9 protein-coding genes and 1 pseudogene are annotated in these 13,104 nt (G+C 68.2%); 6 read left to right on the forward strand and 4 right to left on the reverse strand.

All coding sequences use genetic code 11. The annotated features are described in order from the left end of the window. Nucleotides 1-7: 7 nt before the first annotated feature. The 4 genes and pseudogenes from WJ35_RS27705 to WJ35_RS27720 all read right to left on the reverse strand — a co-directional run bounded on the left by WJ35_RS27705 (nucleotide 8) and on the right by WJ35_RS27720 (nucleotide 4,741). Complete coding sequence (locus tag WJ35_RS27705) at nucleotides 8-961, reverse strand: choline ABC transporter substrate-binding protein (protein WP_069240467.1); 954 nt, start codon at nucleotides 959-961, stop codon at nucleotides 8-10. Between the two features lie 105 nt (nucleotides 962-1,066). Beyond that, nucleotides 1,067-2,068, reverse strand: coding sequence for a GlxA family transcriptional regulator (locus WJ35_RS27710; protein WP_060234805.1), 1,002 nt, complete (start codon nucleotides 2,066-2,068; stop codon nucleotides 1,067-1,069). Nucleotides 2,069-2,177: 109 nt separating this feature from the next. Continuing rightward, nucleotides 2,178-3,074, reverse strand: a complete 897-nt coding sequence (gene choW / locus WJ35_RS27715) for a choline ABC transporter permease subunit (RefSeq protein ID WP_059589246.1) — start codon at nucleotides 3,072-3,074, stop codon at nucleotides 2,178-2,180. Further along, a pseudogene (locus WJ35_RS27720) lies at nucleotides 3,067-4,741 on the reverse strand (quaternary amine ABC transporter ATP-binding protein). Before WJ35_RS27720 ends, choW begins: the two are co-directional and overlap by 8 nt. 94 nt (nucleotides 4,742-4,835) lie before the next feature. Between WJ35_RS27720 and WJ35_RS27725 the strand changes: the two are divergent. The 6 genes from WJ35_RS27725 to WJ35_RS27750 all read left to right on the forward strand — a co-directional run bounded on the left by WJ35_RS27725 (nucleotide 4,836) and on the right by WJ35_RS27750 (nucleotide 12,437). After that, entirely contained in the window at nucleotides 4,836-8,267 is a 3,432-nt protein-coding gene (locus WJ35_RS27725; protein ID WP_069240468.1) for a DUF2339 domain-containing protein, read from the forward strand. Further along, a complete protein-coding gene (locus WJ35_RS27730; RefSeq protein WP_069240469.1) occupies nucleotides 8,264-9,622 on the forward strand; it encodes a DUF3999 domain-containing protein in 1,359 nt (452 codons plus the stop codon). The genes WJ35_RS27725 and WJ35_RS27730 overlap by 4 nt, the downstream gene beginning before the upstream one ends. A 115-nt stretch (nucleotides 9,623-9,737) precedes the next feature. Continuing rightward, a complete protein-coding gene (locus WJ35_RS27735) occupies nucleotides 9,738-10,043 on the forward strand; it encodes an NIPSNAP family protein (protein WP_069240470.1) in 306 nt (101 codons plus the stop codon). Nucleotides 10,044-10,350: 307 nt separating this feature from the next. Continuing rightward, nucleotides 10,351-11,001 (forward strand): NADPH-dependent FMN reductase, encoded by a 651-nt coding sequence (locus WJ35_RS27740; RefSeq protein ID WP_010089330.1) that lies wholly within the window; start codon nucleotides 10,351-10,353, stop codon nucleotides 10,999-11,001. 215 nt (nucleotides 11,002-11,216) lie between these two features. After that, complete coding sequence (locus WJ35_RS27745; RefSeq protein WP_010089329.1) at nucleotides 11,217-11,432, forward strand: hypothetical protein; 216 nt, start codon at nucleotides 11,217-11,219, stop codon at nucleotides 11,430-11,432. A 105-nt stretch (nucleotides 11,433-11,537) separates the two neighbouring features. Beyond that, complete coding sequence (locus WJ35_RS27750; RefSeq protein ID WP_069240471.1) at nucleotides 11,538-12,437, forward strand: aminomethyltransferase; 900 nt, start codon at nucleotides 11,538-11,540, stop codon at nucleotides 12,435-12,437. Nucleotides 12,438-13,104: the final 667 nt, after the last annotated feature.

Genomic DNA, 13,104 nt, shown 5'->3' on the forward strand with positions numbered 1-13,104 from the left:
ACCTCGCTCAACGCACCCCGAGATACGCCTTCACCGCCGGCAGCCCCGGCTTGCCGTCGATCGTCGTCACCCCCGCGAGCCACTTGTCGAGCGCCTGCGGGTTCGCCTTCAGCCATGCGGCCGCGGCCTTGTTCGGCTCCTCCTTGTTCATGATCGGCACCATCACGTGGTTCTCGATCGATGTCGTGAACTGCAGGTTCGACACGAACTTCGCGACGTTCGGGCAGCGCTGCGCGTAGTCGGGCGGCGTCGCCGTCAGCACCTTCGCCTCGCCGTAGTTCGGGCCGAACACGTCGTCGCCGCCGGTCAGGTAGTCGATCTTCATCTGCACGTTCATCGGATGCGGCTCCCACCCGAGGAACACGATCCACTGCTTGTCGCGAATCGCGCGGTTCACCTCGACCAGCATCCCGGCCTCGCTCGACTCGACCAGCTTGAACTTGCCGAGCCCGAACTGGTTGCCGTCGATCATCTTCTTGATCAGCGCGTTGCCGTCGTTGCCGGGCTCGATCCCGTAGATCTTGCCGTTCAGCTTGTCCGCGAACTTCTGGATGTCCGCGAACGATTTCAGCCCGCCCTGGTACACGTAGTCGGGCACCGCGAGCGTGTATTTCGCGCCGGTCAGGTTCGGCGTGGCGAGCACCTTGATCGTGCCGGCCTTCGTGAACGGCTGGATGATCGGGTCCATCGTCGGCGACCAGTAGCCGAGGAACACGTCGATCTGCTTGCTCTTGATCCCCGCGAACGTGATCGGCACCGATGCGATCGTCTTGGTCGGCGTGTAGCCGAGGCCTTGCAGCATCGTCGATGCGAGGCCGGTCGTCGCGGCGATGTCGGACCAGCCGACGTCCGCGAAGCGCACGGTCTTGCATACCGGCGGATCGGCCGCATACACGGCCGTCGCCGGCGCGGCGGCGGCGATCCCGACACCACATGCCGCTGCGATCAGTAGTCGCTTCATCTTTCTTCTCCTCAAAGTGTTGTCGTTCGCGTGAAATCCGGGATCGTGAATAGAAGCCGTTCGCCGCGATCCCGGCGGCGCACGGGCCGAATGGATCAGCGCCGTTCAGCGCCCAGGCAGCCTGCGTTCGACGCTGGGCGCATGACCGAACTGCGCGCGGTACGCCTTGCTGAAATGACACGGCGAATGGAACCCGCAGACCGTCGTCACGCGCGCGATCGACGCGTCGGTCGTGCGCAGCAGGTCGCGCGCGCGCTTCAGGCGCAGCGTCAGGTAATAGTGGGTCGGCGACACGTTCAGGTAGACCTTGAACATCCGCTGCAGATGCCGCTGCGACAGCCGCACGAGCCGCGCGAGCTCGTCGAGCGACAGCGGCTCCTCGATGTTCGCCTCCATCAGCCGCACGACCTCGATCAGCTCCGCGCGCGAGAAGCCGACGCGCGCATCGACCGGAATCGGCTGCGGATCGGTCGCGCTGCGGATGCGCTCGAGGATGAACTGCTCGGACACCTGCGCGGCGAGCTGCTGCCCGAAGCGCGCGCCGACGAGGTTCAGCATCAGGTCGAGCGGCGCGGTGCCGCCGGTGCAGGTCAGGCGGTCGCGATCGACGACGAACAGCTCGTCGGCGAAACGCACCTGCGGGAACTCCGCATGCAGCGACGACAGGTTTTCCCAATGGACGGTGCAGCGGTAGCCGTCGAGCAGCCCGCTCGACATCAGCGCGTACGCACCGGTGCAGATGCCGCCGAGCGGCAGGCCGCGCTCGGCGAGCCAGCCGAGCGTCGCGCGCGCGTCCTCGTCGACGACGTCGCGGATGCGGATGCCGCCGCAGACGATCATCACGTCGGGCAAGCGTTCCGGGTCGAGCGCCTGCGTCGGCCGCACCGCGATGCCGTTGCTCGCATGCACCGGCGCGCCGTCGAGCGAATAGATCGACCACTGGTAGTGATCGGCGCGCCCGACGTAGTTCGCCATGCGCAGGACTTCGACCGCGCTCGAGAATGCGATCATCGAAAAATTCGGCAGCGTCAGAAAGCCGAAATGCGCGAGGGACGAAACCGGTGAAACGCAGGCGGCGGGCGCAAAGGCGGCAGCGGCGGACGTCACATCGCTCTCCTAACGGGCAGGTTGCACGAGGTCAGCCCCGCGGCCTGCGCCACGGATGCCGAAGCTGGATCGGAGAAAGCGGCCGGGAAAGAGTCCGGCCGCCGGTCAATCAGGCCTGCGCGGGCGCGGCCTTGACGCGAAACAGCTGCTTGAGGCCCGCGAACAGCGGCGCCTTCGCGGTGCCCGGCGCGCGGCCGAAGCTCTCGGTGATGCGGTCGAGGATGATCGCGAGCAGCACGACCGACAGGCCGCTTTCGAAGCCCAGGCCGATGTCGAGACGCTGGATGCTGGCGAGCACGTCGTTGCCGAGGCCGCCCGCGCCGACCATCGACGCGATGATCACCATCGACAGCGCCATCATGATCGTCTGGTTCACGCCCTGCATGATCGACGGCAGCGCGTTCGGGAACTGCACCTTGTACAGCAGCTGCCACGGCGTGCAGCCGAACGCCTGGCCCGCTTCGACGATCTCGCGGTTCACGTGGCGGATGCCGAGGCTCGTGAGGCGCACGGCCGGCGGCATCGCGAAGATCACCGTCGACAGGATCCCCGGCACGCGCCCGAGACCGAACAGCATCGCGGCCGGAATCAGGTAGACGAAGGCCGGCATCGTCTGCATCAGGTCGAGGATCGGACGCACGATCGCGGCGACCCACTTGCTCTTCGCGGCCCAGATGCCGAGCGGGATGCCGAGCACGAGGCTGATGATCGTCGACGACAGCGTGAGACCGAGCGTGATGACGGTCTGATCCCAGAAGCCCGTCGCGAAGATCAGCAGCAGCGACGCGGTGGTGAACAGCGCGAAGCGCCAGCCCACGCGCCACAAGCCGACGCCGATGAAGATCGCCATCATCAGCCACATCGGGATCGCCTGCAGGCTGTGCTCGACGAATGCCGCGAGGCCCTCGATCGCTCGACCGATCGCATCGAACGTCTGCGCGTCGTGGTCGAGCAGGTAATGAACGGACTGGTCGACCCACCTACCGAGCGGAATAATTTCAGACATGGGAGCCTCGCGAACGCGTGATGGCCTTCAGGATGAGCGCACGATCGACCGAGCCGCAGTAGCAGCCGTCGTCGTCGACGACGGGCAATGCATTCGGGTTCGCGACCACGCGCGCGACGACATGTTCAAGCGACGCATCGCGCCGGATGCTCTCGATCGGCCGCACCGACGGCGTGGCCTGACCGATCGCGTCGCGCGTGACGAAGCCGCGGATCTTGCGTTCGGCGTCGAGCACGAACGCGTATTCGGCGCTGCCGTTCAGCGTCGCCGCGACGCTCGCGGCATCGCACTTCGACACGACCGGCACGGCGCCCGTCTGCATCAGGTCGCCGGCAGTCAGGTAGCGGCTCGTGTCGATGCCGTCGAAGAACGCGCGCACGTAGTCGTCGGCCGGGTTCGCGATGATGTCCTGCGGCGTGCCGACCTGCACGAGGCGGCCGCCCTCCATGATCGCGATCCGGTTGCCGATGCGCAGCGCTTCCTCCAGATCGTGCGACACGAACATGATCGTGCGGCGCTGCTCCTTCTGCAGCTGCAACAACACATCCTGCATTTCCCTGCGCTTGAGCGGATCGAGCGCGGAGAACGCCTCGTCCATGATCATCAGCGACGGGTTCACCGCGAGCGCGCGCGCAAGGCCGACGCGCTGCTGCATGCCGCCCGACAGCTCGGACGGCAGCTTGTGCGAAAACGGTGCGAGGCCAACCTGCTCGAGCACCTCCATCGCGCGCCGTTCGCGCTCCTTCTTGCCGACGCCCGCGACCTCGAGGCCGAACGCGGCGTTCGACACCACGGTGCGATGCGGCATCAGCGCGAACGACTGGAACACCATGCTCATGTCCTTGCGGCGCAGCGCGGTGAGCGCCGAGCGGCGCGCCGACGCGACGTCGAGACCGTCGATCATCACCTTGCCCGCGCTCGGATCGACCAGCCGGTTCACGAGGCGGATCAGCGTGGATTTGCCGGAGCCGGACAGGCCCATCAGCACGAAAATTTCGCCTTCCTGCACGTCGAACGATACGTTGTGCACGCCGACGACCTGGCCCGTGCGCTTGAGTACTTCGTCCTTCGTCGCACCGGCGGCGAGCATGTCGAGCGCCTGCTGCGGATTGCTTCCAAATACCTTGCACAGACCTTCGACCACGACCTTGGGGGCATCCATCGAAACCTTCTCCTCGTGTAGCGGGGACTCACGCGTGTCATAGCGTGCCTACATAGTTGCCAGAAAAAACCCCGGCCTGCCGACGAATTACGACAAACGCTTGCGCAAATACGACACACCCCACAGCCGCGCCCCGCGGGCCGCGGCGCGCGGCGACCCCCGATTGCGGCGACGCACTACGCGCAGCGTCAGCAACGACGGGCATCGCGTCCCGGACTTGTGCGCAGCAGCGCGACGCGTAACCCGCGCAGTCGGGCGAAAAAACACAAGTGGCGCGCGTCGCTTTACGACAATTTTGCGTCCGATCGGCCGCGTCGCGGCGCCGTGCGCAAATTAAAAGAATGGTCGTACGAAAAGACTGCATCGCGAACGTGTACCGCCACGTTCGCGGGCCGTCGGCAACCCTGAAATTCCCGCATGGCCACTGTGATACATTGCCGGCAACCACGCCATTCGGGACATCACCGCGCGCCTTGCGCGGCGCACGCTCGAGCGGTGCGCGCATGCCGGTTCGCCTGCCGGCCAGAATGGAAAAACCGCCTCGATCGGGCAGCGCGACGATCGAAGGACGATAACGAAATGAGAGAGGGAGTTAGGCGATGACTTGGGCCTTGGCCGCAATCGGCTTCATCGCGGGCGGTATCGCCGCATTGTTCGGGGATGTCTCGGTCGCCACCGGCGCGCTGCTCGGCGCGGTGACCGGCTTCTGCGTCGGCTACGCGCTGCAGGAAGGCAGGCGCACGAGCGGCGACACGACCTCCGACGCATCTGCAATTTCCACACCCGGCAGCGCGCCGCCATCTGTGGTGGTGCCGCTCGCCGATCGCGTCGCGCGGCTCGAAGCGACCGTCGACGCGCTCACCCACGAGCTCGACGCGCTACGCGGGCAGCTGGCCGGTGCGAACGCCGGCGTCGCGGCCGGCAGCGCCGCGCACGCGCCGGCGGTCATACCGGTGGGCAAACCGGCTGTCACGCCGTCACCCGCCGCGATGCCGCCGCAACCATCGGTGCAACCGGCGGCCGTGCGTGTCGCCACGCCGGCGTCGACGATCGCGGTTGCGCCTGCGCCTGCGCCCGCGCCCGCGCCTGCCGCTTCGGCGCGCGCGAGCGCCGAGCCTGCGGCCGCCGTCGCACCGACGCTTACGCCCGCCGCGACCACGCCGCCCGCACCACCCGCCCCGCCGAAGCCGCGCGAGCCCGGTATCGCGGAGCGCGCGCTGCGCGCCGCACGCGACTGGCTGCTCGGCGGCAACACGGTCGTGCGGGTCGGCATCATCGTGCTGTTCTTCGGTGTCGCGTTCCTGCTCAAGTACGCCGCCGACAACGACCTGCTGCCGATCGAATTCCGCCTGGCCGGCACCGCGCTCGCCGCGGCCGCCCTGCTCGCGATCGGCTGGCGCGTGCGCGCGCGGCGTGCGGCATACGGGCTCGTGCTGCAAGGCGGCGGCATCGGCATCCTGTATCTGACGATCTTCGCCGCCACCAAGCTCTACGCGCTGCTGCCGGTCGGCGCGGCGTTCCCGCTGATGGTCGCGATATGCGCGCTCGGCGCGTTCCTCGCGGTGATGCAGAACGCGCTGCCGCTCGCGTTCATGGGCACCGCGGGCGGCTTCCTCGCGCCGGTGCTGCTGTCGACCGGACACGGCAGCCACGTCGCGCTGTTCAGCTACTACGCATTGCTGAACGCGGGCGTGTTCGCGATCGCATGGTTCAAGGCGTGGCGTCCGCTGAATCTGCTCGGCTTCGTGTTCACGTTCACGATCGGTTCGGCGTGGGGCGTGACCGCGTATCGTCCCGCGTTGCTGGCGAGCACCGAACCGTTCCTGATCCTGTTCTTCCTGATGTACGTCGGCATCGCGCTGCTGTATGCGGTGAAGCGCGAGCTGGCGCTGCGTCACTACGTCGACGGCACGCTCGTGTTCGGCACGCCGATCGTCGCGACCGCGCTGCAGGCGGCGCTCGTGAAGGACATCCCGTTCGCGCTCGCGTGGAGCGCGGTCGCGCTGTCGGCGTTCTACCTCGTGGTCGTCGCGTGGCTCGCGCGGCGCCGCGCGCGTCTCGCGCTGCTGTTCGACGCGATGCTCGCGCTCGCGGTGATCTTCGCGACGCTCGCGGTGCCGCTCGCGTTCTCCGGCCCGACGACGAGCGCCGCGTGGGCGATCGAAGGCGCGGCGATCGTGTGGGTCGGCGTGCGTGAACGGCGCCTCGCGCCGTTCGCCTTCGGCCTGTCGATGCAACTCGCGGCCGCCGGCGCGTTCTTCACGAGCCTGCTTGGCGCGCCCGACGCGAACGCGCTGCCGGTGCTCAACAGCCCGTACATCGCGATGCTGCTGATCGCGCTCGCCGGGCTCTTCACCGGCTGGTGGCTGCACGGGCGCAACGAAGCGCGCGCGTGGCATGCGTGGATGCCCGACGTGGGCTCGGCGGCCGCGGTCTGGGGGCTGTTGTGGTGGCTCAGCGGCGGGCTGCACGAGATCCTCGTCTATGCGAGCCGCCACGTCGATCTGCATGCGGACCGCTTCGTCGTCGATGCGACCGCGCTGTTCGCGGCCGGCACCGCATGGCTCGCGCACCTGGCGCGCCGCAAGCTCGCGTGGCCGATCGCCGAATGGCCCGCGCTCGCGTTGACGCCGGTGCTCGCGCTGCTCGCCATCCGCGCGTTCGATACGCACGACGCGCCGCTGTCCGGCATGGGCGCGTTCGCGTGGCCGATCGCGGTGATCGCGTGCTATGCGCTGCTGCTGCGCCAGTCGCGCGCGATCCCCGCCTCGGCGGCATCGGCGACGGCCCGCGCCGCAACCGGCGCGCCGACCGTCGCAGCCGTGCCCGCGGCGTGGCTCGCGCCGCTGCACACGCTGATGTTCTGGACCTTGTGCGGCTTGTGCTCGCTCGAAGGCTTCTGGCGCTTGCGCGCGTTCGTGCCCGAAGGCGCGTGGAGCTGGAGCGCATGGGCGTACGGCTTCGGCGCGCTGCTCCTGCTGGTTTCGGGCCCCGGCTCGCGGCTGCGCTGGCCGATCGGCGCGTACCCGCGCGCCTACCAGCTGTGGGGCGCCGCACCGCTCGCCGCGTTGCTGTGGCTGTGGAGCATCGCGAGCGTGACGAGCGACGGCGACGCGTCGCCGCTGTTCTGGCTGCCGATCCTCAATCCGCTCGACGTCGCGCAGCTGTTGATCTTCGTCGCGTTCGCGATGTGGCTGCGCCGCCTGAAGGCGCTCGGCGTGACGTGGCATCCGCTCGCGGCCGATCTCGCGGCGCTCGCGACGGTGTTCCTGTGGTTCAACGCGCTGCTGCTGCGCACGCTGCATCACCATTTCCACCTCGCTTACGACGTCGACGCCGTGCTGTCGTCGTTCGGCATGCAGCAGGTGTTCATGGTCGGCTGGAGCGTGTTCGCGTTCGCAGGCATGTGGCTGATGCGGCGCGACGCCATCGCGCGCATCTGCGCGCTCGCGTCGCTGCCGCTGATCGTCGTGATGTGGCTCTGGACCTTCTACGCGAACTTCACGCAGGACGGCGGCAGCTGGGCGCGCATCCCGCTGCTCAATCCGCTCGATCTCGTGCTGGTGGCCGTCTACGCGCTCGCCGCGTCGTGGTTCGTGCGCGTGCGCCGGCTCGGCTGGTCGTTCGGCGCGTATCGCGTCGAGCTGCTCGCGGCGGCCGGCGCGACGGCGTTCCTGTGGCTGAACGCGATCCTGCTGCGCACGCTGCATCACTGGACGGGCGTGCCTTATGCGTTCGACGCGATGGCGGAATCGACGCTCGTGCAGGCATCCGTATCCGTGTACTGGACGCTCTGCGCGCTCGCGACGATGATCTGGGCAACGCGCCGCGCGCTGCGTCCGCTGTGGTTCGTCGGCGCCGCGCTGCTCGCGCTCACGGTGATCAAGCTGTTCGTGTTCGACCTGTCGCACGTCACCGGCATCGAACGCATCGTGTCGTTCATCGGCATCGGCGTGCTGCTGCTGTTGATCGGCTATTTCTCGCCGCTGCCGCCGAAGGCAGCGGCTCAACCGGACGATCGCCAATCATGAAGCGACTCGCAGCCCTGCTCGGCCTGAGCCTGCTGACTTCGTTCGCGGCCGCCGGCGGCCCGCCCGGCGCCGAACGCGTCGCACGGCGCTTCGCGCTCGATCTCGACGGCAGCGCCGCGTATTACCAGCTCACCGTGCCGCAACCCGTCTATGCGGGCAGCCGGCGCGACGACCTCGGCGACGTGCGGATCTTCAACGGCGCGGGCGAGCCGGTGCCGTATTCGCTCGATGCGCCCGCGACGACCGCGGCCGCGTTGCCGCCGACGCGCACGCCGGCACACTGGTTCGCGCTGCCGCGCACGCGCGGGAACGACGACCGCGCACCGCTCGGCGTAGCGGTCGCGCCGGACGGCTCGCTACGCGCGACGCTCGCCGCGCCGGCACGCGCGACGCATGCGGTGGATCTCGTCGACCTGTCTCATGTGGACGGCGACGTCGACGCGCTGCTCGTGCACCTCGGCGACGACAGCTACCAGGGACGCGTCGCGGTCGAGGCCAGCGACGATCTGCACGACTGGCGCTCGCTCGGCAGCGTGCAGTTGCTGAAGGTGGCACGCGGCGGCGACACGCTGGTGCAGGAACGTATCGCACTCGACGGCATGGGTTCGCGCTACCTGCGGCTCGAATGGCTCGACGACGTGCCGTCGATCGCTTCGATCGACGTCGAGACGCGTCCGCGCGATGCGCGCGCGGTGGAAGCCGCCGCGGTGCCGCGTCAATGGCGCGACGCCGTACGCGTGCGAGCCGGCGACACGCCGGGCGAATACCGGTTCGACACCGACGGCCCGTATCCGGTCGACCGCTTGCGCATCGACCTGCCGCAGCCGAATACGGTTGCGCGCGCAACGGTGCAGAGCCGCAGCGATGCGCAGTCGCCGTGGCGCGACGTCGCCGATGCGGTGCTGTTCCGGCTGCAACGCAACGGCGGCGAGCAACGCAACCCGCCGCTCGCGTTCGCGCCGAATCCCGACCGGGCTTGGCGCATCGTCGTCGACATGCGCAACGGCGGGCTCGGCGGCGGTCAGCCGGCCGTGGCGATCGGCTGGCATCCGGCCGCACTGACGTTCGTCGCGCGCGGCACGCCGCCCTTCACGCTCGGAGTCGGCAATGCGGCGCTGTCGTCGTCGGCCGTGAGCCGCGATGCGCTGCTGATCGGCATGGCGCCCGAAGTGCGTCCCGCGCGCGTGGGCGCGGCTTTGGCGACGTCGGAGGCCGCGCCGGAGCCGAGCGCCGACGCGGACGCGACCCGCCGCTACGTGCTGTGGGGCGCGCTGGTCGCCGCGGTCGCGGTGCTCGGCACGATCGCGTGGCGTCTCGCGCGCGGCAGCGGCGAGGTACGCAAGCGCGACGAATGACGTGGCATCGCGCGGCAGGATGACGGCGCCGGACCCATGCGCGGGACGGCGCCCCGTTGACACGGCCGGCCGCGCATTCCATGCTCGCTGCTCGTTCATCGCCCTGCGAGCGCCCATGGTCACCTGCTTTCTTCGTTACGTCGTCGATCCGTACAAACTCGAGCAGTTCGAAACCTACGGCAAGATGTGGATTCCGCTCGTCGAGCAATTCGGCGGCACGCATCACGGCTACTTCCTGGCGTCCGAAGGCGCGAGCGACATCGCGCTGGCGATGTTCTCGTTCCCGAGCCTTGCCGAATACGAGCGCTACCGCGAACGCTCGAAGGCCGACCCGGCATGCCAGGCCGCGTTCCGTTACGCGGAGGAAACGCGCTGCATCGTCAGCTACGAGCGCAGCTTCTTCCGGCCGGTGTTCGAGTAAGCCGCGCCTTTGCGGCGCCGGACGAAAAAAAGCCCCGCCTGCATCCGTGCCGGCGGGGCCAACCCATGTCAGTAGAGACATCATGGAGGAGACGGAGCCATCATATCGACGGCTCGCCGCGCGCCCAACCAAGCATTTCTGCTATCGATCTGCGCCGCCGCGTTCACGATTCACCGGCCCGCGCAGCATATCGATAGAACGAAAAGTCGTTTTCAGACTGGCGGCGGGGTCGTTACCATGCAGGTTTTAAGCCCGTGTTTAAGGCTGTGCCCAGCAGCCGGGCAACCGATTCCCGAGGAGCGCCCCCTTGACTGCATTCGATCAACACCGCCGGCCGTTCGTCGTCGGCATCGGCGGCACCACCCGCGCGGCCTCGTCCACCGAACGCGCGCTGGCGTTCGCGCTGCGCGGCGCGCAGGCGGCCGGCGCCCGCACCCGCCTGTTCGACGGACCATTCCTGCACACGCTGCCGCACTACGCGCCCGAACACAACGCGCTGACCGACGCGCAGCGCGAGCTGATCGACACGGTGCGCGAAGCCGACGCGATCATCATCGCGACGCCCGGCTATCACGGCGGCGTGTCCGGCCTCGTCAAGAACGCGCTCGACACGCTCGAGGAGCTGCGCGCCGACCAGCGGCCCTATCTCGACGGCCGCGCGGTCGGCCTGATCGTCACCGCGTACGGCTGGCAGGCCGCCGGCACCGTGCTGACGTCGCTGCGCTCGATCGTCCATGCGCTGCGCGGCTGGCCGACGCCGTTCGGCGCGACCGTGAACACGCTCGAAACGCGCTTCGAGAGCGCCGACAGCTGCTCGGATCCGAAAGTCGTCGCGCAGCTCGAGACGGTCGGCACGCAAGCCGCCGAATTCGCGCTCGCGTTCGCGTCGCATCGCGCGGCGTCGCATGCGGCATCGGTCGACGCGCTCGCGCCGGTGCTGAAGATCGCCAACCAGTAACCCGCCCCTTTCCTCTTTCCCCGTTCCGCCGCCCGTGCACGGCGCCTCGCCCGTGCGCGGGCGGCGCGCATCCGGCGCCGCCGGCCGCCGTACGCCCGGCCGTCCACCGTCGATAAGGTTTCAGCCCGCCGCGTGATTTGCATTGGCCGAAAGATTGGTTCACGCCGGTTGCGGGTTTTCGTACGCTGAAAGCCCGAACCCTCTTCGAGCGCGCCATGATCCGCACGATCCGCTACAAGGGCTACGAAGTCGCGCCCGCCGCCGCGCGGCTGCCGAACGGCCTGTTCGCCGCCAACCTGACGATCGAAAAAGCGAGCGGCGGCCCGTCGCGCGCCGTCACGTTCGACGCGATCGATTTCTTTTTCGAGGAAGAACACGCGCTCGCCTACGCGTCCCGCTGGGGCCGCCTGTGGGTGGACACGCATGCTTGACCTGCTTGACCTGAGTCATGCAGCCGTGCGCATGGCCGCACGAAAATACGCGAAAACGGGAGCCGTGGGAGAATCCTTCGCTCCGTAATCGCAATAACAAAAGCCATGACTGACACGCTGCAGAAAGAGCAGGCAGCAGATCACGCAATGCGCAACTGGACCTTCGAGAGGCAAGGTCCGGTAGAGATCGGTTCCGATGCGCACAAGCAGATGTTTTGCCGCATGCTGCTCGACACACACAACCCGTACAAGCCGGCCGTGATCGACTGGCCGCCGCTCAAGCCCGAAGAGCTCGAGCGGCTCACGTCGCTGCCGATCTGGGACATCGCGGTGCAAACGGAAGGCCGCGCGTCGATTCGCGTCGCAACGTTCGCGTCGACCGTCCGCGACCCGCTGCTGAAGCAGGCGCTCGACATGGACGGCGGCGAGGAAGCGCGTCACAAGGTCGTGCTGTCGAAGCTGGTCGAGGCCTACGGCATCAAGCTGGCGCCCGAGCCGGCCTACCCGGCCCCGAAGGACGCCGAATGGGCGTGGATGGTGACGGGCTTCAGCGAATGCATCGACAGCTTCTTCGCGTTCGGCCTGTTTCGCTCCGCGCAGCGTTCCGGCTATTTCCCGGAAGAGCTCGTCGAGACCTTCGAGCCGGTGATCCAGGAAGAAGGCCGGCACATCCTGTTCTTCGTCAACTGGTACGCCTGGTACTGGCGCAACATGGCGTGGTGGCGCCGGCCGGCGTTCTTCGCGAAAGTCGCTGCCGTGTGGGCGTTCCTGATCTGGGAACGGATCGGTATCGCGCGCGGGATCGACGCCGAAGGCGTCGCGCACGACGCAAACTTCCCGGCGACCGGCACCGCGGCCGTCGGCGACGCGCTCAATCCGCGCGAGCTGATCGAACTGTGCCTCGCCGAGAACGACCGGCGGATGGCCGGCTACGACGAGCGGCTGCTGCGGCCGATGTTCGTGCCGCGGATGGCGCGGCTTGCGCTGCGCTTTCTGCGGAAATAGGCGTCGTTGCGACGGGGCGGTTCTGCGGCGAACGAGTATCGCGGCCGCGGACCGCCGGCGATTCGTGCTGGCCAACGGGGCGGCAGGTGGCGCCATCGTGGTGTCGTCCGGCTCATGCTGTGCCCGCCGCGCAACGTTTGCAGGCTTGCTCCCGGAGCAAAAACGCACGGTTCCCGATTTGGCCGGGTCGCATCGCGCGCGACACGATGCCGGTCAGTGCGCGGCCATTACCGCACGGCCGTTTCGAATGCGATGGCGCATCGCCGTTCCTACTCGCGTTTCCACTTCGCTGCTCGGCTTGCCGCTCCTCGTAACGGAGTTGCGCCGTGGACAGTCGGCCCGGACGCGGCGGCGATGATCTGACAATTTCGCGCCCGCCGGTGGCTTCGCGCAGCCGAGCGGTTGGAGCCTCCGGCTGCCCCCATCGGCGATTAGCCGAATCGCTCAATTGCCCGCCATATGGAACACGATCAATAGGATCGCTTCAACATGTGCTCTCAATTAGCGAGCGATTGCGCTGCAGCGGTTTCTTTGTCATCGACTGATAGTGAGCGCTGCCGGAAGCCCGCCCGACGGACCAGCGCGGGCGGCGCGATGCGCAATTCAGCATATCGCGACGGCTCGCCCCGCGTCGTCAATCGATTATCCCCCATGATTAACGACATAA

The sequence above is a fragment of the Burkholderia ubonensis genome (assembly GCF_001718695.1).
Lineage (GTDB): Bacteria > Pseudomonadota > Gammaproteobacteria > Burkholderiales > Burkholderiaceae > Burkholderia > Burkholderia ubonensis_B.

Bases quoted from the DNA above. Each gene is read 5' to 3' on its own strand.
- WJ35_RS27705 (WP_069240467.1), bottom strand. From the start codon at position 961: ATGAAGCGACTACTGATCGCAGCGGCATGTGGTGTCGGGATCGCCGCC.
- WJ35_RS27730 (WP_069240469.1), top strand. From the start codon at position 8,264: ATGAAGCGACTCGCAGCCCTGCTCGGCCTGAGCCTGCTGACTTCGTTC.
- WJ35_RS27750 (WP_069240471.1), top strand. From the start codon at position 11,538: ATGACTGACACGCTGCAGAAAGAGCAGGCAGCAGATCACGCAATGCGC.
- WJ35_RS27735 (WP_069240470.1), top strand. From the start codon at position 9,738: ATGGTCACCTGCTTTCTTCGTTACGTCGTCGATCCGTACAAACTCGAG.
- choW (WP_059589246.1), bottom strand. From the start codon at position 3,074: ATGTCTGAAATTATTCCGCTCGGTAGGTGGGTCGACCAGTCCGTTCAT.
- WJ35_RS27745 (WP_010089329.1), top strand. From the start codon at position 11,217: ATGATCCGCACGATCCGCTACAAGGGCTACGAAGTCGCGCCCGCCGCC.
- WJ35_RS27725 (WP_069240468.1), top strand. From the start codon at position 4,836: ATGACTTGGGCCTTGGCCGCAATCGGCTTCATCGCGGGCGGTATCGCC.